The 26,142-nt window shown below is 40.1% G+C and carries 23 protein-coding genes; 21 read left to right on the top strand and 2 right to left on the bottom strand.

Annotated features, from left to right (window positions below):
* The first annotated feature begins 9 nt into the window (after positions 1-9).
* Together atpD and atpC are read left to right on the top strand one after the other, a co-directional pair.
* Complete coding sequence (gene atpD, locus BMX21_RS06665) at positions 10-1,398, top strand: F0F1 ATP synthase subunit beta (RefSeq protein WP_027204240.1); 1,389 nt, start codon at positions 10-12, stop codon at positions 1,396-1,398.
* 84 nt (positions 1,399-1,482) lie between these two features.
* A complete protein-coding gene (gene atpC, locus BMX21_RS06660) occupies positions 1,483-1,911 on the top strand; it encodes an ATP synthase F1 subunit epsilon (RefSeq protein ID WP_022752791.1) in 429 nt (142 codons plus the stop codon).
* Between the two features lie 108 nt (positions 1,912-2,019).
* On the opposite strand, the gene BMX21_RS06655 is transcribed toward atpC, so the two are convergent.
* The gene (locus BMX21_RS06655) at positions 2,020-2,541 is read right to left on the bottom strand and encodes a hypothetical protein (RefSeq protein WP_092042597.1); all 522 of its coding nucleotides are present in this window, start codon (positions 2,539-2,541) and stop codon (positions 2,020-2,022) included.
* Positions 2,542-3,371: 830 nt separating this feature from the next.
* On the opposite strand from BMX21_RS06655, the gene BMX21_RS06650 reads away from it, so the two are divergent.
* The 12 genes from BMX21_RS06650 to BMX21_RS06595 all read left to right on the top strand — a co-directional run bounded on the left by BMX21_RS06650 (position 3,372) and on the right by BMX21_RS06595 (position 20,512).
* On the top strand, positions 3,372-5,879 hold the full coding sequence (locus BMX21_RS06650) for a homocysteine S-methyltransferase family protein (protein ID WP_092042593.1): 2,508 nt from the start codon (positions 3,372-3,374) through the stop codon (positions 5,877-5,879).
* A gap of 136 nt (positions 5,880-6,015) precedes the next feature.
* Positions 6,016-7,644, top strand: coding sequence for a biosynthetic-type acetolactate synthase large subunit (gene ilvB / locus BMX21_RS06645; protein WP_092042589.1), 1,629 nt, complete (start codon positions 6,016-6,018; stop codon positions 7,642-7,644).
* Positions 7,645-7,713: 69 nt separating this feature from the next.
* Positions 7,714-8,211 (top strand): acetolactate synthase small subunit, encoded by a 498-nt coding sequence (gene ilvN, locus BMX21_RS06640; protein WP_022752787.1) that lies wholly within the window; start codon positions 7,714-7,716, stop codon positions 8,209-8,211.
* Positions 8,212-8,216: 5 nt separating this feature from the next.
* A complete protein-coding gene (locus tag BMX21_RS06635) occupies positions 8,217-10,199 on the top strand; it encodes a zinc ribbon domain-containing protein (protein WP_092042587.1) in 1,983 nt (660 codons plus the stop codon).
* A 496-nt stretch (positions 10,200-10,695) separates the two neighbouring features.
* On the top strand, positions 10,696-11,220 hold the full coding sequence (ilvN, locus tag BMX21_RS06630; protein ID WP_022752785.1) for an acetolactate synthase small subunit: 525 nt from the start codon (positions 10,696-10,698) through the stop codon (positions 11,218-11,220).
* A gap of 214 nt (positions 11,221-11,434) precedes the next feature.
* A complete protein-coding gene (gene ilvC, locus BMX21_RS06625) occupies positions 11,435-12,469 on the top strand; it encodes a ketol-acid reductoisomerase (RefSeq protein WP_080656053.1) in 1,035 nt (344 codons plus the stop codon).
* Between the two features lie 156 nt (positions 12,470-12,625).
* Positions 12,626-15,109, top strand: coding sequence for a YfhO family protein (locus BMX21_RS06620; protein WP_092042585.1), 2,484 nt, complete (start codon positions 12,626-12,628; stop codon positions 15,107-15,109).
* Positions 15,106-16,371 carry a 3-isopropylmalate dehydratase large subunit gene (gene leuC, locus BMX21_RS06615; protein ID WP_092042582.1) on the top strand — a complete coding sequence of 422 codons (1,266 nt, stop codon included), beginning with the start codon at positions 15,106-15,108 and terminating at the stop codon, positions 16,369-16,371. Before BMX21_RS06620 ends, leuC begins: the two co-directional genes overlap by 4 nt.
* A 104-nt stretch (positions 16,372-16,475) precedes the next feature.
* On the top strand, positions 16,476-16,964 hold the full coding sequence (leuD, locus tag BMX21_RS06610) for a 3-isopropylmalate dehydratase small subunit (protein WP_092042580.1): 489 nt from the start codon (positions 16,476-16,478) through the stop codon (positions 16,962-16,964).
* A gap of 14 nt (positions 16,965-16,978) precedes the next feature.
* Entirely contained in the window at positions 16,979-17,794 is an 816-nt protein-coding gene (locus BMX21_RS06605; protein WP_027204248.1) for an Mrp/NBP35 family ATP-binding protein, read from the top strand.
* Between the two features lie 19 nt (positions 17,795-17,813).
* On the top strand, positions 17,814-19,292 hold the full coding sequence (locus BMX21_RS06600) for an AI-2E family transporter (protein ID WP_092042577.1): 1,479 nt from the start codon (positions 17,814-17,816) through the stop codon (positions 19,290-19,292).
* Between the two features lie 182 nt (positions 19,293-19,474).
* Complete coding sequence (locus tag BMX21_RS06595) at positions 19,475-20,512, top strand: branched-chain amino acid aminotransferase (protein ID WP_092042575.1); 1,038 nt, start codon at positions 19,475-19,477, stop codon at positions 20,510-20,512.
* Between the two features lie 429 nt (positions 20,513-20,941).
* Here the strand turns inward: BMX21_RS06595 and BMX21_RS06590 are convergent, their stop codons facing one another.
* Positions 20,942-21,265 carry a hypothetical protein gene (locus tag BMX21_RS06590; protein WP_022752779.1) on the bottom strand — a complete coding sequence of 108 codons (324 nt, stop codon included), beginning with the start codon at positions 21,263-21,265 and terminating at the stop codon, positions 20,942-20,944.
* Positions 21,266-21,669: 404 nt separating this feature from the next.
* On the opposite strand from BMX21_RS06590, the gene BMX21_RS06585 reads away from it, so the two are divergent.
* The 7 genes from BMX21_RS06585 (at position 21,670) to BMX21_RS06555 (ending at position 26,049) form a co-directional block, all read left to right on the top strand.
* On the top strand, positions 21,670-22,461 hold the full coding sequence (locus BMX21_RS06585) for a histidine phosphatase family protein (RefSeq protein ID WP_092042572.1): 792 nt from the start codon (positions 21,670-21,672) through the stop codon (positions 22,459-22,461).
* A 26-nt stretch (positions 22,462-22,487) separates the two neighbouring features.
* A complete protein-coding gene (locus tag BMX21_RS06580; protein ID WP_092042569.1) occupies positions 22,488-23,633 on the top strand; it encodes a DMT family transporter in 1,146 nt (381 codons plus the stop codon).
* 41 nt (positions 23,634-23,674) lie between these two features.
* Positions 23,675-24,061 (top strand): NusG domain II-containing protein, encoded by a 387-nt coding sequence (locus BMX21_RS06575; protein ID WP_022752776.1) that lies wholly within the window; start codon positions 23,675-23,677, stop codon positions 24,059-24,061.
* Positions 24,062-24,212: 151 nt separating this feature from the next.
* Positions 24,213-24,446, top strand: coding sequence for a hypothetical protein (locus tag BMX21_RS06570; protein ID WP_022752775.1), 234 nt, complete (start codon positions 24,213-24,215; stop codon positions 24,444-24,446).
* Positions 24,447-24,555: 109 nt separating this feature from the next.
* Positions 24,556-25,053, top strand: coding sequence for a Gx transporter family protein (locus BMX21_RS06565; protein ID WP_092042566.1), 498 nt, complete (start codon positions 24,556-24,558; stop codon positions 25,051-25,053).
* A gap of 20 nt (positions 25,054-25,073) precedes the next feature.
* On the top strand, positions 25,074-25,619 hold the full coding sequence (locus BMX21_RS06560) for a hypothetical protein (protein WP_092042564.1): 546 nt from the start codon (positions 25,074-25,076) through the stop codon (positions 25,617-25,619).
* A 40-nt stretch (positions 25,620-25,659) separates the two neighbouring features.
* Entirely contained in the window at positions 25,660-26,049 is a 390-nt protein-coding gene (locus BMX21_RS06555) for a hypothetical protein (RefSeq protein ID WP_022759733.1), read from the top strand.
* Positions 26,050-26,142 lie beyond the last annotated feature (93 nt).

Genomic DNA, 26,142 nt, shown 5'->3' with positions numbered 1-26,142 from the left:
AGGTGCAAAGTGAAAGATGGCAGAATAGTACAGGTCATGGGTCCTGTTGTCGATGTAGAGTTTCAGGATTCTGATCTGCCGCATATCGACGATGCTCTTGAAGTTATTAACAACAATAAAAAATGCGTAATGGAAGTTGCCCAGCACATTGGTGATAATACAGTAAGATGTATTATGCTCGCTGCATCTGAGGGACTTTCCAAGGATATGGTAGTTCATCCTACAGGGGCTCCTATTCAGGTACCTGTTGGTGATGATACTCTTGGAAGACTCTTTAATGTTACAGGCGATACCATTGATAACGGCCCTTCTCTTGAGCATGGAGAGCACTGGTCTATACACAGAGAAGCTCCTCCACTTTCAGAGCAAAGTCCTGTAGTAGAAATCCTTGAGACAGGTATCAAGGTTATCGACCTTCTGGCTCCATATTCAAAAGGTGGTAAAGTCGGACTCTTCGGAGGTGCCGGTGTTGGTAAGACTGTCCTTATTCAGGAACTTATTCAGAACGTTGCATCAGAGCACGGCGGATATTCTATCTTTACAGGTGTAGGAGAACGTAGCCGTGAAGGTAACGACCTCTGGTCTGAAATGAAGGAATCAGGGGTTCTCTCAAAGACAGCCCTGGTATTCGGGCAGATGAATGAGCCGCCGGGAGCACGTATGCGTGTTGCTGAGACTGGTCTTACAATGGCAGAGTATTTCCGTGATGTTAAGAATCAGGATGTGCTTTTGTTTATAGATAATATCTTCAGATTCATACAGGCAGGTTCTGAGGTTTCGTCACTCCTTGGTCGTATGCCTTCAGCCGTAGGTTATCAGCCGACACTGGCTACAGACCTTGGCTCACTTCAGGAGAGAATCGCATCTACCAAGAACGGTTCAGTTACATCCGTTCAGGCTGTATACGTTCCTGCAGATGACCTTACAGACCCGGCTCCTGCAACAACCTTCGCTCACCTTGATGCGCAGACGGTTCTGTCTCGTAAGATTGTAGAGCAGGGTATCTATCCGGCTGTTGATCCTCTTGAATCATCAAGCCGTATCCTTGAAGCTGATATAGTCGGAGAAAGACACTATAATATAGCTCGTAAAGTAACTGAGATGCTTCAGAAGTATAAAGAGCTTCAGGACATCATCGCGATCCTTGGTATGGAAGAACTTGGCGAAGATGATAAGCAGACAGTTTACAGAGCACGTAAGATTCAGAGATTCTTATCTCAGCCTTTCCACGTAGCAGAGCAGTTCACAGGCGTTCAGGGTAAGTATGTAACACTTGACGAGACCATCAAGGGCTTCGAAGCTATAGTAGGCGGAGAGATGGACAATTATCCGGAAGCAGCATTCTTCAATGTTGGTAAGATTGATGATGTTGTAGAAAAGGCTAAGTCACTTAGCTGATGTGATTGTTTCTTATCATAGTTTTAGTATAGAAACTATAAGAGACAGTATATATGCATTATCCGGTGGTAACAGGAGTTAGATATGGCAGATGTACATACATTTGGCCTGCAGGTCATGTCAATAAACGGCGTATTCTTTGACGGAAGAGCTTGTAGTATCACGCTTCCTTGTGTAGATGGTGAGATGGGTATCCAGCCATATCATGAGGAGATGTGGGTCGCTATATATACCGGAGAGATCAGGATCACAAAACCTAACGGTGAAGTGGTCGTGGGTGTATGCGGTAACGGCTCTGTTCAGTTTGCTAATAACAGATGCCTCGTACTTGCAGATACCATGGAAAGACCGGAAGACATCGACGTCAACAGAGCCAAAGAAGCACTGGAGATTGCCAAAGAGCGCATGCGCCAGAGGAATTCCATTGCGGAATACAAGATGTCTCAGGCTGCAATGGCCAGAGCACTTTCAAGACTCAAAGCTTCCCAAAAGAAGATCGGTGGCCTTGACTAAAGCGATACTTATAACATAAATGTAAACTGCAAGAATAGTCTTCTGTTCTTGCAGTTTTTTATTGTCGACCAAGTGGATAGTTTAAGTCAAACAATTGATTAACAGGGATTACTGTTCTGATGTTTCTTCCTCGATAGGATCGATCTGACCGGCTTCTTGCGTTGTAACTGTAACGCCGTCACCTTCCGGAATTTCTCCATGAAGAATGGTTACTATATACTGGATTCTTACAAAAGCCCTCTCGTAGTACTGGCTTGCAGTCGATTCTGCATCGGCATTAAACTCCCCATCGTATGCTTCGTGATAGGATAGTGCTGCTTTGGTCATATTGTCCGCAGCTTCATCTGCAAGCGCCTCTGCTGCCTTGAATTCTTTAGGTACATCATATGATGCCATAAGACTGAAATCTTCATTGAGCTTGTCTATATAAGTTAGAAGCTGAGAAGGTGCATCATCCGCATTAGGATCGATACTGTTCATAGCATCATTGCAACTTGAAACTTCTGTAAAAAAAGACTCCATATTAGTCTTATATACAGCAAGCTCATCATTTTTGCTGCAAGCGCAAATATTAACACTAACAATAGATAATACTAAAAACATTAAAACTTTATTTCTGATATTCTTCAATTCTAATTCCCCTCGATTTCTAAACTCAGATTAGTGACATAGTATTATATGACCCGCAAAACATGAGCAAAGTAGCACGTAGTGCGGATTTGCGAATGTTTTAGGGCGCAAGACATCCGGGGGATGTCTGCTTTGCGCCGACCGGAGTGGAACGTAGATGTGAGGTTTTCGAAGAAACGGAACAATCCGTTAGTCATAAGGTGTCAAAAGGAACTTTTGACACCTACCTCATTATATAAGTTTACACCATATATAATTAGACATACGTAATAAGTATATGAACTGAGTTTGTTAATTAGTAAATAAACCACAGAACCTATTCTAATACGTAAGCACTGAAAGAGCAATGTAAAAAGCCTTATTATACATATGTTCTATATAAAACGAAAACATCTTGTATATACTCCCATTGGAGAGTATATACAAGTTATCTTACTATATAAGATTTCTGGTAATAAATATAATATATACTAAAAGAATATATTTTATAGCGCTAAGCTTTAGCCAGAACAGTTTTTAATTGTACATAGTACATGAGTCTTCCTCAGAATTTCGGATTTTAAAATATAATCATAAGCCGATTTTGAAAAATATCCTGATTATTCTTAGGGACTTAGGAGCTGCAGTATAGCATGTCCACGGAAGCGGATAAGTCCCTTAGAATAATCTGGATATTTTTCACATGAGGCTTATGATTATATTTTAAAATCCGCAATTCGCCGCATGAACCTCTGTAACAAACTTTGCAGTTGTAGTTTATAAGCGCTTGTGATAGGATAATACCAATATCGTAAATTAACGCAGTAAAGCGTTTTGGATAGGAGGCATTTTTGACTAGGCAAGAGTTTTTAGATTTATTTAAAGATAATCATCCTATTTTTCTTGACGGTGCAACAGGCACCAATCTCATGAAAGCCGGCATGCCCGCAGGTGTATGTCCTGAGGACTGGATTCTTAAGCACCGCGATGTCATGATAGATCTTCAGAGAAGATATGCTCTTTCAGGAAGTGATATAGTCTATGCTCCCACATTCACAGCATCAAGGATCAAATTAAAAGAATATGGACTTGAAGACAAGCTTGTAGAGATGAATACTGCGCTCGTACAGCTGTCCAGAGAAGCAGTAGAAGGTAAAGCTCTTGTAGCAGGCGATATCACAATGACAGGCCGCCAGCTTCAGCCTGTAGGCGATCTGTCTTTTGAAGAACTGATAGATGTATATAAAGAACAGATCAAAGTTTTAGATGAAGCAGGAGTGGATCTTCTGGTTGTAGAGACTATGATGAGCCTTCAGGAGTGCAGGGCAGCAATGATCGCTGCCAAGGAAGTGTCTGATCTTCCTGTTATGGTCACTCTTACATTTGAAGGCGATGGCAAGACTCTTTATGGTACAACACCGGAATGCGCTGCAGTGGTGCTGGAGTCCCTTGGAGCAGTCGCTGTTGGTGCTAACTGTTCTACCGGTCCTGACAAGATGACTGCTGTTATTAAGAAGATGGCAGAAGTTACAACTATACCTATTATAGCTAAGCCCAATGCCGGCATGCCATCTGTTGTAGACGGACAGACCATATATGATATGGAGCCTTCTGAATTTGCCACAGATATGGAACTTCTTTTAAATAGCGGAGCCAGTATTATAGGCGGATGCTGCGGATCAAGTCCTGATTTTATCAAAGCGTTAAAAGATAAGTTTGCTGACTTTGATCTTAGTAGTGCAAGGGACTTAGAAGGCAATCTTTTAAAAAGAGGCGATAAGAATATAAGGCGTCTTACTTCCGAAAGAGAGCTTCTTTCTTTTTCCTTAAATGATCCCTTTATGATAGTAGGTGAGAGAATCAATCCTACCGGTAAGAAGAAGCTTCAGGCCCAGCTTCGTGAAGGCTCACTTGATATGGTCTGCGACTTTACAGCTCAGCAGGAAGAGGACGGTGCTGCTATCCTGGATGTTAATGTAGGTATGAGCGGTATCGATGAGCATGAGATGATGATGAAGGTGCTTATGGAAGTAACACAGCTTACGTCTCTTCCTATATGTATCGATTCAAGTAATGTAGATGTTATGGAAGAAGCTCTTAGATGGTATCCGGGAAGAGCACTCATTAATTCTATATCTCTAGAAGAGGGCAAGGCAGAAAGATGTCTTCCTCTTGCCAAGAAATACGGTGCGATGTTCATCCTCCTTCCTGTTGGCAGAGACGGAATTCCTACAACTATTGAAGAGAAGATAGCTAACATCAAAGAGCTCACAGATATGGCATTGTCATACGGGCTTACCAAATCAGATATAGTAGTTGACGGACTTGTAGCAACTGTTGGTGCAGATCCCGAAGCTGCTATTAAGACGCTTGAAACTATACAGTGGTGCTATGAGAACGGCTATGCAACCATTTGCGGACTTTCCAATATATCATTTGGACTTCCTCAGAGGAGTTTTATAAATACAGCATTTCTGACTATGGCAATTGACAGAGGCCTTACAATGGCGATCTCTAATCCGTCTCAGGAACTTCTTGTCAATGCAGCATTTGCATCAGACCTTCTTAAGCATAAAGAAGAATCTGACCTTAGATATATAAATAGAATGCAGCGATATGACGGCGATGCCGGTAAATTATCATCAAGCATATCTACAGGAGCAGGTAAGCAATCTCAGGATGCTCTCGGCTCAACTGAAGCCCAGAGCGATGATCCTGTTAAGCGTAGTATGGACATACTTTATAAAGATGTCTTGTCTGGCAATAAAAGGAAGATTGAAAAAAATACCCAGTCAGCGATTGAAGCAGGATGCGATCCGTCCAAGATTCTAAATGATGTACTTATGCCGGCTATCAATGATGTTGGCGCTAAGTTTGACAAGGGTACTTATTTCCTCCCGCAGCTTATAGCAAGTGCTGAAGCTATGAAGATGTCTATAGCAGTACTGGAACCTCTTCTTAAACAAAGTGGAGCAGGGCAGGAACCCAAAGGCACGATTATAATAGCAACCGTGCATGGCGATGTTCATGATATAGGCAAGAACCTTGTATCTCTTATGCTTGGTAACTGCGGATATAGGGTCATAGACCTGGGCAAAGATGTTGAGTCAGAACTCATCATAGATACTGCCATTAAAGAAAATGCCGGAGTGATAGCTCTTAGTGCACTTATGACGACTACTATGGTCGAGATGAAGACTGTCATAGAACTTGCCAAAGAAAAAGGATGTAAAGCCAAGATCATAATAGGAGGCGCCTGCGTTACAGAAGATTATGCCAAAGAGATTGGGGCTGACGGATATTCGTCTGATGCTGCAGACTGTGTGAGAGTTGTAAATGAACTTATTGGACAATCCTGAATTTTTTTGAATGACGTTTAATATAGACTAAAATTTGGCGATAAATAGTTTTAACTAGATAAAAATAATCAATTGTTTTGATATATAATTGGTACATAGAAATACATCCCTCATCAAACAATAAGGAGGCTCCTACATGATAGGTGCAGATGCAATAGTTGAATGTTTGAAAAAAGAAAATGTTGAGATTTTGTTCGGCTATCCGGGAGTTGCTATAGCTCCGTTTTTTAACAGTCTGGCAAGTTCAGATATAAAATCCGTTCTGATACGTACTGAGCAAAACGCTGCTCACTGCGCAAGTGGCTATGCTCGTATCAGCGGTAAGCCGGGAGTCTGTGTTGTTACATCCGGCCCAGGTGCTACCAATCTTATAACAGGTATAGCTACGGCTTTTGCTGACAGCATACCGCTTATAGCGATAACCGGCCAGGTCAATAGTTCCATGATAGGCTCTGACGTATTTCAGGAAGCTGATATAACAGGCGCTGTAGAGTCTTTTGTCAAATACAGCTATCTTGTAAGGAATGTTAATGACATCCCCAAGATATTCAAGGAAGCCTTTTATATAGCCAATTCCGGAAGAAAAGGACCTGTCCTTATAGATATTCCTATTGATATACAGCAGGCTCAGATCAGTAAGTTCGCTTATCCTGATACTGTTAATATGAGAACTTATAAGCCAACAGTTGATGGCAATATGGCTCAGATCAAGAAGCTAGTCAAGGAAGTTGAAAAGTCCAAAAAACCTGTAATGTGCGTAGGAGGCGGAGTTCATCTTTCTGATGCGGCAAAGCAGATACGCGAATTTGCAGACAAGTGCCAGATTCCTGTTGTATCTACCATGATGGGCCTTGGAACGATTACCAATGACAGTCCTTTATATTTTGGTATGGTTGGCAATAACGGAAGAGTTTATGCTAACAAGGCACTTAAGGATTCTGATCTTGTCCTTATGGTAGGTGCCCGTGTTGCAGACAGAGCAGTTAACAGACCTGAACTTATCACTGACAATACTGTTCTTATACATATAGATGTTGATCCTGCTGAGATAGGTAAGAATGTCGGTCCTACCATTCCTCTTGTTGGTGATCTTAAGCATATTTTTACAAAGCTCAATACAATTGATATAAATGCAGGAGACCACAAGGAATGGATTGAATTCCTGACCCAGTACAAAGAAGAGCATCCTGATCACAGACCTGAAATAGCCAAAGAGTTCGTAGATCCTAAAAAATTCCTTGGAAAACTGTCAAAAGCCATGGAAGACGATGGAGTATTTGTGGCAGATGTAGGTCAGAACCAGATCTGGGCTACAGCTTTCTTCAGGATCAAAGAGCATCAGAGATTTATGACAAGCGGCGGTATGGGAACCATGGGATATGCTATTCCTGCAGCTCTTGGAGCAAAACTTGCAGATAGTAAACGCCAGGTTGTAGCTTCCTGCGGAGACGGAGGATTCCAGATGTCCATGATGGAGCTTGCTACAATGGCTCAGCAGGATGTTCCTCTCAAGATCATAGTATTTAGGAACAATTATCTTGGAATGGTACGTGAATACCAGCATTATTCATACAAAGACAGATATGCCATGGTTGATATTGCAGGCAAGCCTGATCTTGATATGATCGCCAAGGCTTATGGTATGGACTATCAGGTAATTGACGGAAGCAGTGATATTGATAAAGAGATAGGACTATTTTTAAAGAATAAACACGCAGTGCTTCTGGAAGTTCTGACAGATCCTATGGATCTTGCCAAGGGCTGATCCTATGTACTGGTGCAGATTTGTGAATGTGATTTTAAGGATCATAGATCATCAGGAAGGATAATTCATATGAAGAAGATATATTCAGTTCTTGTTGAAAACAGGACAGGAGTACTATCCAAAGTAGCGGGTCTTTTTTCAAGAAGATCTTTTAACATTGATTCACTTACTGTTGGCGAAACCGAAGATCCGACTGTTTCAAGGATGACCATTGTATCAAGTGGTGACAAGGCAATCCTGGAGCAGGTTGAGAAGCAGCTCAATAAAAAGCTCGACATAATCAAGGTCAAAACTTTTGATGAACCATCGTCCATCAGTAGAGAGCTTATGCTCATAAAGGTTAAGTACAATAAATCAAATAGACGTGATATAATAGAAAACTGTGAAATTATGAAGGCGCAGATCGTGGATATGTCCAGGTCTTATATGATGATCCAGATCTGTGATGTTCCGGAGCGTTCACAGCTTCTATTGTCCATGCTTAGAGGTATTTCTATCGTGGAAGTAGCACGTACCGGAACTCTTGCCTTGACAAAATGCATTGAAAATGAGAATGGAGGGAAGTAACAACAATGTTTTGTCCAAATTGTGGTAAAGAACTTCCGGATGGAAGCAAGTTTTGCGGCTTTTGCGGAGCAGATATTGCCAAGGAACTTAAAGGGGTATCTTCTGTAGTAGGGGAGAATGTTGAAGCGGGCGCTAGTAACGCATCTTCCGGCAACGAAGCCGGTAATGGCACAGCTTTTTATGCGGGGAATACTGATAATCAGAGCTTTGGCGGATATGATCCTCTTGGTAACGGTCAGGGGACGAATCAGACAGCTGGAAATCAGTATGGCGGTCAAAATGGAACCGGCCAGTATAACGGTGCTCAGATGGGAAACAGCCAGTATAGCGGCGGTCAGTTTGATAATAACCAGTTTTATAATCCTAATCAGCAGTATACGACCAATCAGCAGTATGGAGGCTATGCTAATGTCAATATGCAGCAGGGCGCTCAGCCTCCCAAGAAGAGCAAAAAGGGCATTATAGCAGCTATAGTATCTGTTGTATTAGTCCTTGTGATTGGCGCATCAGCAGTAGCTTATCATTATTTCACAACCAATAAATCTGATGATAAAGACGATGATGACAAGAAAGACAATGAAGTAGCTGCATCTGCATCAACAGAAGATGATGATGTTGCTACTGCTTCTACAACAGCTGCCAGTGATGATGAAGAAGAGATCACCGGAGAAAATGCTTTAGAGCTCGCCTGTGAGAATCTGTCCAAGGCCAAGGATTATAATAGCTATTTCACTTATGAGCTTATCTGTAATATAGAAGCTCCTGATGAAGGTATATCCGGAACCATTACAGAAAATGGTGAATTTGATATCATTACAGACTTTGACGTAGATTCAAAAGACCCCGATGCAAATATTTTAGAAATGTCAGTCGGTACTGTAACAAGAGATATTTTTGGAGATGAATCCTCAGAAACTATTTATGTAAACAGGGGCGATTTCTCCGGAGAGTTTATTACAAGTGTTGAATATGAGTCCGGAGACAAGTTTCAGGCTACTGAAAGTGATACGGTTGATACTGTTTTAGGATTTACAGATTATGATCTGTATAAGGCTAAGCTTCAGGATGAGACCAAGGACATCGGTGGCACAGAGTGCTATGTATATGTAAGCGAAGATACATACGATCAAGGCGGAATAAGTGGTGTATTTACACCTGTTACAGGAATATACAATGGTGAATCTGATCTATGTACAGTAACTATCTATGTATCAACTAAAGATGCGCAGATAGTACAGGTAGATACTGAATTTACAGATTCAGATGGAACATCCCTGGCACAGTCTCTTAATAACTATACCGGAGCTGAAGATTTTGAATTTGAAATTGATACTCTCACCTATAGTCTTGAATTTACAAGTTTTGATACCGGAGCAACACCTGATCCTGACTTCGAAGATCTTGCAGACAAATCTGAGAATGAAAATTTCAGCATCACAATGTATGCAAACGCTATGTTAGAAGAAGGCAATTTTGGAGATTCAGGTTCTGACGATGACTTTACTGATACAGATGATGATGTTACCAAAAATGATGATACAAAATATGTAGAGGATAGTTTTGGTGCACTTACTTACGAAGTCCCTGAAGATTGGGAAGGAACTGAGATGGATTTTGGCGGTTATTCAGGCTATGTCTATGTTCCGGATGCTAATGAGACGACAGTTCTTCTTGTCATGTATCAGGATATAGATATGTCAAGTTTGTCAGACTCTCAGAAGAAGGCTGCTATACATGAATCTGTGCTTACACTTTGCGATTCATATGATCTTTCATCAGATGATATCAAAAAAGGAACTGTAAACGGAGGATATGCCGAGAATGTCAGAGGTACTATAACAGAAAGCGGTACATCTCTTGATATGGATGTTATGGTATTTGAGACCGGTGGTTCAGGACTTGGAGTAGTAATATATGCATCAGAAGATATTGAAAACTCTCAATATCTTGCACAGTATTACCATCTTCTTGAATCGCTGGAATTCTAAGATTTTATAATGTAAGAACCAAGGGATGAGGATCGTATAAGTGTTCAAAGATACTTTAGCCTCATATAACCTTGCATAATGTTAATAATAAAAAGCGCTTTTGTCATTTAAAATGTGGCAAGAGCGTTTTTTATATCAGCATATTCGAAATATCTGTTAATGCAAGGGTATATGCAAATTCTGACTTTAACTATTGGTATTATAAAATGGAAAAAGATCCGGCCTGCAGCATAAGAAATCATGTAAGATCGTAGTATAACACTGTTGACTTTTATGGTTTAAAGTGGTAATGTTATGCAAGGCAATAACTTGGCCGGTAAATGTTGAAAATATAACGGTAATACGTTAACATTAATTTTGTAATGTAAAATTCATTAAATTCTTCATGTTGACGCGTTAAAATTGCACAGATATAATTGACCTAAATTGATGTTTGGGGATTCAAAATTTTCCGGATTTGAACTAAAAATTTTACACTTTAAAGAGGTAAAGGAATATGGCAGATACTGAGGTTAAGACATATAAAAAGGTGTTCCAACTTCTTGTTGATAACACATCAGGAACCCTTAGCAGGATATCCGGTCTCTTCTCAAGAAGAGGATATAACATTGAAAGTATCACAGCCGGTACTACAGCAGATCCTCGTTTTACAAGGATTACAATCGTAGCATCAGGTGATGACGATATTCTGGAGCAGATTGAGAAGCAGGTAGCTAAGCTGGTAGATGTAAGAGATATACATGAACTTAAACCGGGAGACTCTGTATACAGAGAACTTGCTCTTGTCAAAGTTAAGGCTGACGCTCTTCAAAGACAGCAGATCATTACGATGGCCAATGTATTTCGTGGCAATATAGTGGATGTATCCAATGACAGCCTTATCATCGAGATAACAGGTGGCCAGGACAAGATCGAAGCATTCTTGAGACTTCTGGACGGATATACGATCCTTGAGCTTGCACGTACCGGTATAGCAGGTCTTGGCAGAGGTATCGATAGCGTTGTATATCTGGACGAGTGATCTTTATGTTCTATAAATAAGTAAATCGTTGATAGGTGTATTTCATATTGATGGTATAATCCTAAGTTCAGTTAGTATCAAAAGTTTTCAGATACATATATGAAGATATTAAAGTCAAATGATCAGCATTTGAAGCGGATTATCTGATTTTAAATATAACAATGAAATTGTTAACTATATCGATTGTTTAAAAATGATCGATTCAATAAAAAAGATGGAGGATTTAATTATGTCAGAAGCAAGAATTTTTTATCAGGAAGATTGTAACCTTTCTTTACTTGAGGGTAAGAAGATTGCTGTTATCGGTTATGGTTCACAGGGTCATGCTCATGCACTTAACCTTAAGGAATCAGGATGCGATGTAAGAATCGGTCTCTACGAAGGTTCTAAGTCCAAGGCTAAGGCTGAGTCCCAGGGTCTTACAGTTATGAATACAGCTGATGCTGCAAAGTGGGCTGATATAATCATGATCCTCATCAATGATGAGAAGCAGGCTGATATGTACAAGAAGGATATCGAGCCAAACCTTGAAGCAGGCAACATGCTCATGTTCGCACACGGTTTCAACATCAACTACAAGCTCATCCAGCCACCAAAGGATGTAGACGTTACAATGATCGCTCCTAAGGCTCCAGGACATACAGTTCGTTCTGAGTATCAGGCAGGTAAGGGAACACCTTGTCTTGTAGCTGTAGAGCAGGATGCTACAGGTAAGGCTCTTGATCTTGCACTTGCATATGGCGCTGGTATCGGCGGAGCAAGAGCTGGTATCCTTGAGACAACATTCAAGACAGAGACAGAGACTGACCTCTTTGGTGAGCAGGCTGTTCTGTGCGGCGGCGTATGCGCACTTATGCAGACAGGCTTTGAGACACTTGTAGAGGCTGGATATGATCCAAGAAATGCATACTTTGAGTGTATCCATGAGATGAAGCTCATCGTAGATCTTATCTATCAGTCAGGTTTTGCAGGAATGAGATATTCTATCTCTAATACAGCTGAGTACGGTGATTATGTAACAGGTCCTAAGATCATCACACCTGAGACCAAGAAAGCTATGAAGAAGGTTCTTTCTGATATTCAGGATGGAACATTTGCTTCAGAATTCATTCAGGATATGAAGAACGGACAGATCCACTTCCAGGCTATGAAGAAGAAAGCTGCAGCTCATCCTTCAGAAGTTGTTGGAGCAGAGATCAGAAAGCTTTACAGCTGGAACAACGAAAGCGACAAGCTTGTTAACAACTAATAAAAGGCTTACATTGTAAAAGTCTAAGGATTACGATAAACTAAAGAGGTGGCACCTTGATGGTGACACCTCTTTAATAAAAAGCAGAGATATATTTTTTGTATGAAATAGCTTTTTGAATATCTGATATGTAATCTAAGGGGAGACTGAATACAATTGGACAAGCAGGATATTTTTTCCAAAAATAATAATGTTGTAAGAAACGAAGTAGAGGACAACAAAGCAGAAGTAAAAGCGCATAGTAAGGAATTTGGCAAAGTGAAGATGTGGTTTTGCATGTTTTTCCTTGGCGTTTTCATGTATGTGCTTGCTGCATTATATGTCATTATTAAACATAATGGACTCTTTTTCTATTACGGCGATTATAATGTTCAACAGGTGCCTTTCTATATTCTGGCTCACAGAGCTATAAGGAATGGACAGCTGTTCTGGAACTGGAATTTGGATCTTGGTGGAGATCTTACTGCGGATCTTGCTTTCTATCTTATGGGGAGTCCATTCTTCTGGATCACAATTCCTTTTCCTGAAAGTTTTCTTCCATACATGATGCCTTATCTTATGGCGCTTAAGTATGGCGTAGCATCCGCCAATGCATTCCTTTATATGAGAAGATATACAAGGACCAATCGCGCAGCACAGATTGGAGCGTTACTTTTTGCTTTTTGCGGTTTCAATGCTACTAACATAGTATTCAACCACTTTACAGATGCTGTAGCTTTTTTCCCACTTTTAATGATTGCCTTTGAGAACTTATGTGCATTTGATAACGGACAAAAAGGCTTTAAGATCAGCAGGTCCAGATGGATATTCTTTGCTGTGATGACCTGTGTCTGCAGCGTTGTTAATTATTACTTCTTCTTTGGTCAGGTTATCTTTTTGGGACTTTATTTTATCTTAAGATATGTTCCCGGAAGGAAGATGTCAGATACCGGTAAGAATCTTATAAGACTTATAACTGCAGGTATTACCGGTATTATGGTAGCAGGACTGTTTTTGGTACTTGCTTTTAACGGAGTTGCCGGAAACAGCAGACTTGATAATATACTCCTTGGATACGACATTGTAGTGTATCCAAGCGGATATATGTACTGGGATATCATTAAGAGTATGATAATGCTTCCTGATATCATCGGAAGAGGTACACTGTTTTTTACAACTACAGTCAAGAATGCTTCTCTTGCTGTGTACCTCCCTATGTTTGGACTTGCAGGAGTTATCGCTTACTTTAGAGCTTTTAAGGGGCAGGCTTCCTGGAAGAAGAGGATGCTTATAGCATCTTTGATTATAGCTTTTATACCTGTTTTCAATTCGGCCTTTTCACTTTTTAACTCACAGTATTATGCAAGATGGTTCTATATGCCCATACTTATCATGAGTCTTGTGACCTGTGAGATGGTAGAAAGGGATAGAGGTGAGAATCTTCGAACCGGAACTCTTGCTACGATCATCATGTTCCTTCTGCTTATAATTATTGCTATACTTCCTTCACGAGATGATGATGGCAATATTGTCTATATGCAGATGGTCTCAAACAGTGATATCTTCTGGAGAGACGTTCTTGGAACAGCTGTTTTTTGCTCGATACTTATACTGATTGTATTCTTATCAAGGAAAATAAAAACAAGAGTGAATTTATCCTTTGCAGGAACTGTATTTGCAGGTTGTATCGGTACTATGATCATACTTATCAATGGAAGCTCACTTATAAGTGATTTTGGTATGGAGCAGTGGAAGCTTCAGATGATAGATACAAGGCCTACTATAGACGAAAGCTCTTTTTCCAGAATAGAGACAGATTCCACATCTACCAATTATGAGATGAGATGGGGGATACCGACTATACACTGTTTTTTGTCTACAGTTCCGTCACAGATATTTGATTTCTATGAAGGCGCTGCAGGTATAACAAGGTCTGTAGAATCTGACTCGCCGCTGACAAGAGCAGGACTCAGGGCACTTTTGTCAGCAAGATATTATGTTGAGAATTCAAGGATCAATGACGATGATGAGTTCTTGAACAATGAAGGTACCCTTGACTATGAGCAGGTCAGCTCATTAGAAGAGATGAACGGATTTACCTTATTTGAAAATACCAATTATATTCCGATGGGATTCACCTTTGACTACTATACATCAGAATCAGACTGGACCGCGGCAGATGCCTCAGATCATGACCTATCTCTTGTCAAAGTTCTGATTCTTCCTGATGAGATAGCCAATACCTATCATGGCAACATGATAAGACTTAGTGCATCAGACATTGCCAATGATGAGATTGATATATATCAGTTCAGATCGTTGTGCAATCAAAGAAGAGCATCTGCATGTACTGCTTTTACTACAACAAAAAATGGATTTGAAGCAGTCACCAAGAACTTTAAAGAGTACGAACTTGTCTTTTTCTCAGTCCCTAATGTTGAGGGGATGACTGCTACTGTCGATGGCAAAAAAGTTGATATCATAACAGCAGATTACGGGCTTATGGCTATACCGGTGAGCAAGGGAAGTCATACTATAACTGTAAAATATCTGCCAAAAGGTATATACCTTGGTCTTGGCATATCAGTGATCGGAATATTAATACTTATTTCATACATTATCTTTAGTTATCTTAATAAGAATCAGGAGATTACACAATGAGTGGAATGACTATGAGCCAGAAGATCCTGGCAAAACATGCAGGACTTGACCATGTTGTAGCTGGTCAGCTTATTGAAGCAGATCTGGATCTTGTTCTTGGCAACGATATTACAAGCCCTGTTGCTATAAGCGAGATGAAGAAGTTTAATACAGATGGAGTTTTTGATAAGGACAAGATAGCGCTTGTTCCGGATCATTTCGTCCCTAACAAGGACATTAAGTCAGCTGAAAACTGTAAATGTGTTCGTGAATTCGCAAAAAAGAACAAGATCACTAATTATTTTGAAGTTGGCAAAATGGGTATCGAGCATGCCCTTCTTCCTGAAAGCGGACTGACTGTTCCAGGCGATCTGATAATCGGTGCAGATTCTCATACTTGTACTTATGGAGCACTGGGAGCATTTTCAACTGGCGTGGGTTCTACGGATATGGCTGCCGGTATGGCTACCGGTAAGGCCTGGTTTAAGGTTCCTTCTGCGATAAGATTTGAACTCAAAGGATCTTTTTCCAAATATGTATCAGGTAAGGATCTCATACTTCACATAATCGGAATGATCGGAGTAGACGGAGCACTCTATCAGTCCATGGAATTCACAGGAGAGGGTGTTAAGAGCCTTTCTATGGATGACAGATTCACTATCGCCAACATGGCTATTGAAGCAGGCGGCAAGAACGGAATCTTCCCTGTTGATGAAAAAACTATCGAATACTTAAAAGAGCATGCACCTGGCAAGGAATATGAAGTCTTTGAAGCTGATCCTGATGCAGAGTATGTAAAGACTATAGAGATCGACCTTTCTAAACTTACACCTACAGTTTCATTCCCTCATCTTCCGGAAAATGCCAAAACTTTTGACCAGATAGGTGATATAGAGATAGATCAGGTTGTTATCGGTTCATGTACCAACGGACGTATATCTGACCTTCGCATGGCTGCAGCTATTCTCAAAGACAGACATGTTGCAGATAATGTCAGATGCATAGTCATTCCTGCTACGCAGAAGATATATATGCAGGCTCTTAAAGAGGGACTTCTTGAGATATTCATAAATGCTGGTGCCGTAATATCTACACCAACCTGTGGTCCTTGTCTTGGAGGCTATATGGGCGTTTTGGCAAGCAAGGAAAGATGCGTATCTACAACTAATCGTAACTTTGTCGGACGTATGGGAGCTATTGATTCAGAGATATATCTTGCGTCACCTGAAGTTGCAGCGGCAAGTGCTGTAACAGGCAAGATCTCACAGCCATCTGAACTTTGAATATCTCAATACCAGCGATATAAAAAATATCGCTTTGATATCAAAAATATCGCTTTGATATCAAAAAAATAGCTTTGATATAGCCTTTTTGGAGGATAGTTAAAATGGAAAATGCAAACGGTAGAGTTTTTAAATACGGAGATAACGTAGATACCGACGTTATCATACCTGCAAGATATCTTAATAATACAGATCCAAAGGACCTTGCAGCTCACTGCATGGAAGATATCGACAAGGATTTTGTCAGCAATGTAAATGAAGGGGATATTATTGTTGCCAATAAGAATTTTGGCTGCGGATCATCTCGTGAACATGCACCTATAGCTATTAAGGCTGCAGGCGTATCCTGTGTTATAGCAGAAACCTTCGCCAGGATATTCTACAGGAATGCTATCAATATAGGACTTCCTATAATTGAATGCCCTGAAGCAGCCAGAGAAATTAATTCCGGCGATGTAGTGAATATTGACTTTGATAGTGGTATCATAACTGATGAGACCACCGGCAAGAAATATCAGGGGCAGGCATTCCCTGAATTTATGCAGAAGATAATAGACCTCGGAGGCCTCGTAAATTATATTAATACAAAATAATTTTGGAGGTTTGCATGGCAGACGAAGAATTAAGAAAAAAATTTGCGGCTAAAAAGCCTGTGAATTTTAAAGTGGATCCGGCTGAAGGAACACATGTTAAGAAAGTTATAGGCGTAGTATCAGGTAAAGGCGGTGTTGGTAAAAGCTTTGTAACAGCTATGTCAGCCTGTGCTATGAACCGTGAAGGTTTTAAGACAGCTATCATGGATGCTGATATCACAGGACCTTCTATACCTAAGATGTTCGGAGTATCAAGCGTCAAGCAGGTCAATGAGAAGGGACTTATAATCCCTGCTTCTTCATCTAAGGGAATAGATATCATGTCTATAAATCTTCTGATGCAGAATGAGACTGACCCTGTTATCTGGAGAGGTCCGGTTATCGCAGGCGTTGTTAAGCAGTTCTGGTCAGAGGTTTGCTGGGGTGATGTAGACTACATGTTTGTAGATATGCCTCCGGGAACAGGCGACGTTCCGCTTACAGTGTTCCAGTCACTTCCTGTTGACGGTATCATTGTAGTAGCTACTCCTCAGGATCTGGTTGCTATGATCGTAGACAAGGCAGTTAACATGGCCAAGATGATGAATATCCCTGTCATCGGACTTGTTGAGAATATGAGTTATATGAAGTGTCCTCATTGCGGCGAGATGATATCTATCTTTGGCGAAAGCGGTCTTGATTCATATGCAGCTTCCAAGGGAATTGATATACTCGGTCGCCTTCCACTTGATTCTTCATTTGCAGGACTTTGCGATAAGGGACAGGTTGAGGATATAGTGTCAGAAGATTTTGATCAGCTCGTATACAGACTTAAGACTCTCTCAGAATAAGATATGGGGGGATACTGATTTGAAATTCAGACCTAATAAGGACCAGATCACATGGAGTATCACCGGTATAATCACTGCACTTGTTGTAATGCTGCTTTATTACGTTATATTCAAGGGCGGGCATATTATATCCGGAATTCATTCTGTAGTTAATGGTATGGAAGGAATTGTTACTGGCCTTGTACTAGGATATATCCTTTCACCAATCCTTAATTTTATAGAGCAGAAGATCTTAGAGAAAATATGGGAGAAAGCCGGAGCGAAGCGTGATGAGAATGGTGAGTTTCGTCAGAAACAGCTTATAAGAAATATCGCCATTATCATAACCATGACTCTTGTAGTCTTTGTAGTATGGGCTTTTCTATACTATATCATTCCTCAGATCTATCAGAGTATAAGGGATATTATTCGTAATATCCCTATGTACTATAGGAATATCGACCGCTCGATCAACAGATTTATGGAATCATCTGATCCTGCAACTATAAGTACGGTTAATACAGTAGCAGATCAGATATATATCAGAGTTAACAATTTTATACAAGAGAAAGTCCTTCCCAATATATCAGAGATCATCTCTACGGTATCTGTTCAGGCACTTAATGTTATAAATGTTTTCTTCAACCTGATAGTTGGATTTATTGTAGCTATATATGTGCTTAATGCAAAAGAAGGCTTTTGTGGTAAGGGCAAGAAGATGGCATATGCCTTTTTTAGAGAGGATATTGCCAATGAGGTTATCTCGTCTTCAAGACTTGTTCATACGACTTTTACTGGATTTATAACTGGTAAGATAGTGGATTCTACAATCGTTGGAATACTGTGTTATATTGCCTGTATGGTACTTGACATCCCATATCCTTTGCTTATAGCAGTGATTGTCGGAGTTACTAATATAATTCCTTTCTTTGGACCATATATAGGCGGTTTTCTGGGAGGACTTATACTTATACTCATAAATCCGTTGTCAGCACTTGAATTTATTATATTTGTCATAATACTTCAGCAGATAGACGGCAATATAATAGGACCTAAGATACTTGGAAACTCTACAGGTCTTTCAAGCTTCTGGGTTATTTTTGCTATCATGCTTTTTGGAAGCGTATGGGGATTTGCAGGATGGATACTGGGTGTTCCGATATTTGCCGTTATCTATGCGCTTATTTCAAGGCTTACAGATTATTATCTTGGCAGGAACAATCTTCCTACAGATGAGGATACTTATATAGATACCGCCTATATAGAGGATGGTAAGTTTCATTATCTGGGAGACCCCAACAGCACCAAATACAGAGCCCAGAGAACAGGCTCTTCCTGGAGCAGGATCTTTAGATCCAAACATAAGGATGATCATAAACGCTCTCACAAGGATGGTAACGTAACAGGTACCAAGTTACCTATTGAACATAGTCATGTTACGGAAGATAAGGATTTGTCTAAAGACAAAACTGAGAATAAAAATGCTGAAGGTGCAGATGTTAAAAAAGATCAAGAATAATTTTGCGAAAAGAGCAAAAGATTGTATTCTTGACAGCTTCTGATTTGGACTTATAATAAATTTAATCAATTTAACATGTTAAATTTGTACAGGTCAAAAGCTTTTATAAATGCTTTTAGGCATGCAATTATGACCTTGTGTCATAATGCGGGAGGCAAATAATAAGAAAAGAGGATTAGGAAATGGCTAAGAAAGAACTTGACTGGAGCAACATCGGCTTTAGTTACATAACTACTGATTACAGATATGTATCTAATTTTAAAAATGGAAAATGGGATGATGGTGAGATTACAACAGATTCTAAGGTTGTATTAAGCGAGGACTCAGGTGTTCTTCACTATGCTCAGGAATGTTTTGAAGGACTTAAAGCATATGAGACAAAGGATGGCAAAATAGTCACTTTCCGTCCTGATCTTAACGCTTCTCGTATGAAGGATTCTGCTGCAAGACTTGAGATGCCTCAGTTCCCTGAAGAAAGATTCTTAAAGGCTGTAGAGGAAGTTGTAGCTGCCAATAAGGACTGGGTTCCACCTTACGGAAGCGGTGCTACACTTTATATCCGTCCTGTTATGTTTGCTACAGGCAATGTAATCGGTGTTAAACCTGCTGATGAATATCAGTTCAGAATCTTCTGTACACCTGTTGGTCCTTACTTCAAGGGTGGTGCTAAGCCGATAGTAGTTAAGATCTCTGACTTCGACAGAGCAGCACCACACGGAACAGGTAATATCAAGGCAGGACTTAACTATGCAATGAGTCTTCATGCTATCGTAACAGCTCATGAAGAAGGCTTTGCTGAGAATGTATATCTTGATGCTGAGTCCAGAACTTACATTGAGGAGACTGGCGGAGCTAATATCATCTTCGTTACTAAGGATGGTGGACTTGTAGTTCCTAAGTCACATACAGATTCTATCCTTCCTTCTATCACAAGAAGATCTATCGTAACTGTAGCAAGAGATATCCTTGGTCTTAACGTAGAAGAAAGACCTGTTAAGCTTTCAGAAGTAGAGAACTTCACTGAGATGGGTCTGTGCGGAACAGCTGCTGTTATAAGCCCTGTTGGCAAGATTAACGATCATGGCAAGGAGATCTGCTTTGCATCTGGTATGGATGAAATGGGACCGGTTATCAAGAAGCTCTATGATACACTTACAGGTATCCAGATGGGTAGCGTAGAAGCTCCCGAAGGCTGGATCCACGAGATTCCAGTAGAGTAAGGCGGGGGGAGACTTTCCACTTACCAAAACGCACACCGCCCTTTTGGGGCAAGCAAATACGGGTAGTTATTAAAGCATTTTCGCGTTCTTAAAGGTGTTATAATTTAGGGCATGATATCTGAAAATTTATATTCTAGGGTCTGAAACTCGCTTCGCTCAGACAAACAGACCCTAAGAAGAATATAAATCTTCATCTATCATACTCCTAAATTTATAACACCTTTAAAGAACGCGAAAACTCTTTAATAACTACCCGTATTTGCTTGCCCCAAAAGGGCGGCGTGCGTTTTGGTAATTGGAAAGTTTGAAAAAGCTCTCGTAGGTTGATCAGCCTAGGAGAGCATTTTTCGTATAGCGCAACGTGCAGCGCATGTTTAAGTTTTTTCTTAGCTTTTAATATTGTATCAGTAGATATTGCGAATAGCTGTTTTAATGATCCTTGTTTGAAGCAACAATAGAAGAGTTCTGGTTAGCATTAGTGGTTCTCATAAGCTTTATGGCTTCTACTGCGGTTTCGTATATCAGGTACATTTCGTTGCCTTCAGAGGTGCTTCTGTCGCAGCGCTTTAAATTAGCTTCAAAGAACTCACTGGCTTTCTCGACTATGCTTGGGCTTATGATATGGCCGTTGCAGTAAAATGTTCCTGTTCCTTTATCATATCTGTTAGTTCCTTCATAAGTTGTAGCTGCAAATGTTCCTGCTCCCATGGCTGCAGCCAGACCGTTAATAAGGTCACGTCTGTTTGATGTCATGATGTTCCTCTTTCATAATCTTAAATATCATAAACAATCATTGATTTGCTTTTTGAACCGATGAATATGATAATCTATCAAGAAACGAAAATCAATCAACAGTTTTCTACAAAAAAATCATTCAAAATTTTTAAAAATACATCAACTTGTCTAAGTCATTATTAAGTGCAAAACAACACGTAATAACGCACCCCCCTAACGGGATACATGCCCCCTAATACCATTTGTATAGTTTATAAATATAAGAAGCAGGCTTGTTATAAGGAAACCTTGTTTTATGCGGCTTTTAGGGCCGACTATAGCGGTCTATAAAGAGCGCATATTAGACGGCTTTTTTTAATTGATGAAAGTACGGCTTGATAATATAATGATGTAAGCATAAAAAACATTTAGGAGGGATTGGTTTGAGACTGATTTTTATAAGGCATGCACAGCCTGATTATTCTATAGATGGGCTTACTGAAAAGGGTAAAGTGGAAGCGCAGCTTCTTGCAAAAAGAACAGCGAACTGGGATGTAGACAGGTTCTTTTGTTCGCCTCTTGGCAGAGCGAAAGATACGGCAGAGCCTACGCTCAAAGCTCTTAACAGGGAGACTACGATCTGTGACTGGCTTCAGGAGTTTCATTATAGGGTAGAAGATCCCTATACCAAGGATTTGAGAGTTCCGTGGGATTATTTCCCGGAGTTTTTCACAACTCAGCCTTTAATGCTGGATCCTGATAAGTGGTATGACTGTGATCTGTACAAGACCAATCCGGAGATTAAGTCTAAGTGGTTTGAAGTTTGTAACGGCCTTGATGACATCCTTAAGTCATACGGATATACCAGAAACGGCAAGTACTATGATTATAAGAATCCTGATGGACCGGATCTTCCTGCTGAGATAGGTGATATTCAGACAAGGGGCATTATGGAGTATCAGGTTAGGGATGAAGATGACAATAAGACTATAGTTTTCTTCTGTCATCTTGGAGTTGAATGTGTGATGCTTGCGCATCTTCTGTCTATATCACCGGTAACTTTGTGGCATGGGACTTTTGAAGCACCTTCATCAGTTACAATTGTTAATGCAGAGAAGAGATATCACAATCAGGCCTTTTTCAGAATTCAGGCACTTGGCGACACATCTCACCTTTATGCAGCAGGAGAGCCTGTTTCCGGTTTTGGCGCTTTTTCTACTGTGTTTAGTAAATAATCGTACCTTCAAGTTAAGAGCAAAGTATGGAAGGATTTAAAACAGGATATATAACAGCGTCTCCGGCATCTGCTTTATTAAAAAGAATGTTGGAACTGGAGCTGATTTATCCAATGAAAGGAAAGGGGCAAGAAAAGTACCTTTTTAAAATGGATCATAGAATGAAACAAAATGATAGAATTTACACGTTTACCCATACACTGATGCTTCTTGTAGCATCATTTTTCTGGGGGACGACTTTTGTAGCGCAAAGTCTTGGAGCGGAATACGTGGGTGCCGGGACATATCTTGCGTTTAGAACTTATATCGGAATCGCATTCCTTCTTCCTTTTGTGATATACAGAGATAGGGAGGAATACAAGGTCTATAAGAGTGGTTCTTTGGGAAGGAATAAGTCAATAAAACCCGCAGATGGAGATTTGAAAACTTCATCTATACTTAAAGATAAGAGAAAAAAGGAAATAGAAGCCTTTATAAAAGGCGGCCTTCTTGCAGGACTTTTCATATTTCTTGCAAGCTTTGCTCAGCAATACGGCATCGCTTATACATCTGTTGCCAAGGCTGGATTTCTTACTGCTTTATATGTAGTATTTGTGCCTATTATCTCAGTTTTCTTTGGACGAAAGCTTAATAACAATCTATGGATCTGTATTGCGCTTTCTGTTGTAGGCTTATACCTTTTGTGTATGAAGGGGAGTTTTTATCTGGAGATGGGTGATGCCTTGATGGTTGTGTCTGCACTGGGATTTTCAGTTCAGATCCTTGCAGTATCAAGGTATTCTAAGAGAATTGATCCTGTTAAGCTTACGCTTTCACAGTTTATAGTTGAGGCAGTCCTTGCAACAATAGTTATGCTTGTTTTGGAAAGGCCTGACATGGCATCTATCTATAACGCGCTTCCTGCAATTCTTTATGCAGGTATTTTTAGTAGTGGTATAGCTTATACCCTTCAAGCGCTTGGTCAAAAGAATCTTAATCCTGCAATTGCTTCAATTGCGATGTGTCTTGAGAGCGTATTTGGAACACTGTCCGGCTGGATAGTACTAGGCCAGAGCCTGTCATTTCGCGAAGCAGCAGGCTGTGTTTTGATGTTTGGCGCAATCGTTCTTTCACAGTTTCTTGGAAGCAGTGATTCTAAAGAGCGTTCTAAAAAGAGTGTAATTTCTGATTAAAATATCTTTTGATCCTATGTAGGTGGCAAGGAAAATAATATATGGTAAAAGACAAAAAGAAAACTAAAGCGGAATTGATACTTGTTACTGGACTTGTTATAGTAGCTGTATGTATCTACCTGTATTTGCATTTTGTTGGAGCAGTAAAAGGTGCTAAAGTACAGATTCTGGTAGATGGTGTAGTTACTCAGGAATATGACCTGTATAGTAACCAGACAGTTGCCATCGAGACTGAAAATGGCGGACAGAATATACTGGTTATTGATAATGGTGAGTGTTATCTTGACGATGCCAATTGCCCGGATAAGCTGTGCGTGTCGCAGGGCATCATATCGAAGTCCGGTCAGAGTATCATATGCCTTCCTCACAAAGTGGTTATCACCATAGAAGGCGCTGATGAAGCAGAAGTAGATACTATAGCAAAATAATTAAATAAATGAGGTCAGTGTGAAAAATTGTATCGATATGACAATTTTTTACACAGCTATTTGAGACGAGCTCAAATAGCCTTGATGGCAGATCCGAATCTGATATTCGGATTGCCGGACTCGCACAAGTGCTCGTCATGGGAGGAATAATATGGATTCAATTTTAATTAAAGACACAACAAGAGAGCAAAGAGAACAGATAGTAGCTGAGTCGATCGGCAATATAAACGGATCATGTGATGGCTGTATGTCCGGCCTTGTTGATATGTATCAGGATTATATTGATGGCAAGAAAGAAATCCGCGATATCAACATGGAGTTCAGGGCTCATTATGAGTCAGGCGTAGAAGGACCTGAAAAAGCAGATTGTGGCTATAAGTATTAAGATAAGTCAAACTTCCAACTTAGATGGACCAACATACCCCCTGTAAAGGCTTTGGGGACTCTGACTCATCCAAGTGGGAAGCTAAGATAATAATATTGAGAGGTGCACAATGCGTACTAGAGCAGCAATTCTTGGACTACTTCTCGGCGTAGCCTTGATTTTATCATATGTCGAATCTCTGATTCCTTTTGCCTTCGGGATTCCGGGGATGAAGCTTGGACTTCCTAATGCAGCAATACTTATTGTATTATATTTATACGGATGGCAACAGGCACTTATTATAAACGTGCTTAGAATTGTTGTTTCCGGTTTTTTGTTTGGCAGTATGTTCGGCATTTTATTTAGCCTTGCCGGAGCGATCATCAGTTTTGCTGTCATGTGCATATTTAAAAAGGCAGATTTTTTTTCTATAAAGGGAGTATCAATATGCGGGGGCGTAAGCCACAATATAGGGCAGATGCTTGTGGCGGTATATGTTGTTAAGACAAGTGGCATCCTGTATTATCTTCCGGTTTTGATGATTGGCGGCCTTATAACGGGTATACTTATTGGAATCATAAGTGAGAATATCATTCCCAGAATCAGGAGTGAGGTAATCCTCAAATGAGCTAGTCATGGAGGAATAATATGCTTTTATACCACTACTTTGATAAGAAAACAGGGCCATTTCGTAATCTGTCGGATTTAAGTGAAGAAGAAGCCAGAAAGGTACTTCTGACCATAAAATCTGAAAAACCTGAAACAATGTGTGCCAAAAGGCAGGACAGCTATATTGCTGACAGAAGGCGGTTCGAAGAAATACTAAGAAATGAGTTCCTGAAAAAGGGCGGGATCATTGAACGAAAAGCCCCTCATTATCTTGTGGTTGGTGAATGCCCGTGGCTACAGAGCTGGTTCGAAGATTGTGATCATATAGTCATAGATACTGACGACTTGGATCTGCGCACAGTTTCTTTTACCTATGGAGATTCTCATCCAACATTCAGCGACAGAGTCAATGATGGCAAAGAGTATAGAAAGAAAATCTACACATATGATGAGATAATCGGTGTGATAGGCAGGTATGGCCTTCCACAGGACTGGAATCCTGATGGGAAATATGGTCCTGAACGGTACGTCGAAGCTCATGTGTGGAGTGACAGAGGAATATTTAGTAGCGGCTGTACTAGTTAATAACTATAGGATGATAGACAAGCTCTATAGAGAGGACATGATGAGAAAGAAATTATTATTATTTATTATTTATGGTTTTATATTTATATCTTTTTTTTATGGATTTAATCTTCAGGAACCTTCACTTTCGGTAGATTTTGGCGATGGTACTATGTACGCAGTATGTTATACAGAAGCGGGAAGGTTAATAAATAATATAGTTAGCGCTATTTTTGCAATCATAATGATTATTCCGTTGATTATAGATTTATTGAATAAAAAAATAAAATTAACGTATAAGATATGGCCTATATTGGTTAGTTATACCATTGCCTTGGGTATATGTTTTATTATGATTTTCCATTATAATCCTATAGCAGATTTATCACACAAGGCATTTATATTTTTTAATGAAAATGTCGTAAAGATGCAATATTTGGAAATCCTTTGAAACTATGCTTCTTGAATGGTGCAAAAATAGTACCAACGAATTGGAAGAACTGAAAAATGGAGACTAAAAGAATACTTGTCTTAGCCAAATTCA

The organism is Butyrivibrio sp. TB, assembly GCF_900110805.1.
In the GTDB taxonomy this organism is placed as follows: Bacteria; Bacillota; Clostridia; order Lachnospirales; family Lachnospiraceae; genus Butyrivibrio; species Butyrivibrio fibrisolvens_C.
Note: the sequence above shows the minus strand (reverse complement) of the source record. Positions and strands in the feature narration are given on the sequence as shown.

Excerpts from the sequence above, each read along its gene's own strand:
- BMX21_RS06635 (WP_092042587.1), top strand. The coding sequence starts at position 8,217 with ATGTTTTGTCCAAATTGTGGTAAAGAACTTCCGGATGGAAGCAAGTTT.
- BMX21_RS06565 (WP_092042566.1), top strand. The coding sequence starts at position 24,556 with ATGCGTACTAGAGCAGCAATTCTTGGACTACTTCTCGGCGTAGCCTTG.
- leuD (WP_092042580.1), top strand. The coding sequence starts at position 16,476 with ATGGAAAATGCAAACGGTAGAGTTTTTAAATACGGAGATAACGTAGAT.
- ilvN (WP_022752787.1), top strand. The coding sequence starts at position 7,714 with ATGAAGAAGATATATTCAGTTCTTGTTGAAAACAGGACAGGAGTACTA.
- BMX21_RS06595 (WP_092042575.1), top strand. The coding sequence starts at position 19,475 with ATGGCTAAGAAAGAACTTGACTGGAGCAACATCGGCTTTAGTTACATA.
- ilvN (WP_022752785.1), top strand. The coding sequence starts at position 10,696 with ATGGCAGATACTGAGGTTAAGACATATAAAAAGGTGTTCCAACTTCTT.
- BMX21_RS06605 (WP_027204248.1), top strand. The coding sequence starts at position 16,979 with ATGGCAGACGAAGAATTAAGAAAAAAATTTGCGGCTAAAAAGCCTGTG.
- BMX21_RS06570 (WP_022752775.1), top strand. The coding sequence starts at position 24,213 with ATGGATTCAATTTTAATTAAAGACACAACAAGAGAGCAAAGAGAACAG.
- BMX21_RS06575 (WP_022752776.1), top strand. The coding sequence starts at position 23,675 with ATGGTAAAAGACAAAAAGAAAACTAAAGCGGAATTGATACTTGTTACT.
- BMX21_RS06560 (WP_092042564.1), top strand. The coding sequence starts at position 25,074 with ATGCTTTTATACCACTACTTTGATAAGAAAACAGGGCCATTTCGTAAT.
- BMX21_RS06580 (WP_092042569.1), top strand. The coding sequence starts at position 22,488 with ATGGAAGGATTTAAAACAGGATATATAACAGCGTCTCCGGCATCTGCT.
- atpC (WP_022752791.1), top strand. The coding sequence starts at position 1,483 with ATGGCAGATGTACATACATTTGGCCTGCAGGTCATGTCAATAAACGGC.
- ilvB (WP_092042589.1), top strand. The coding sequence starts at position 6,016 with ATGATAGGTGCAGATGCAATAGTTGAATGTTTGAAAAAAGAAAATGTT.
- BMX21_RS06590 (WP_022752779.1), bottom strand. The coding sequence starts at position 21,265 with ATGACATCAAACAGACGTGACCTTATTAACGGTCTGGCTGCAGCCATG.
- BMX21_RS06555 (WP_022759733.1), top strand. The coding sequence starts at position 25,660 with ATGAGAAAGAAATTATTATTATTTATTATTTATGGTTTTATATTTATA.
- leuC (WP_092042582.1), top strand. The coding sequence starts at position 15,106 with ATGAGTGGAATGACTATGAGCCAGAAGATCCTGGCAAAACATGCAGGA.
- ilvC (WP_080656053.1), top strand. The coding sequence starts at position 11,435 with ATGGAGGATTTAATTATGTCAGAAGCAAGAATTTTTTATCAGGAAGAT.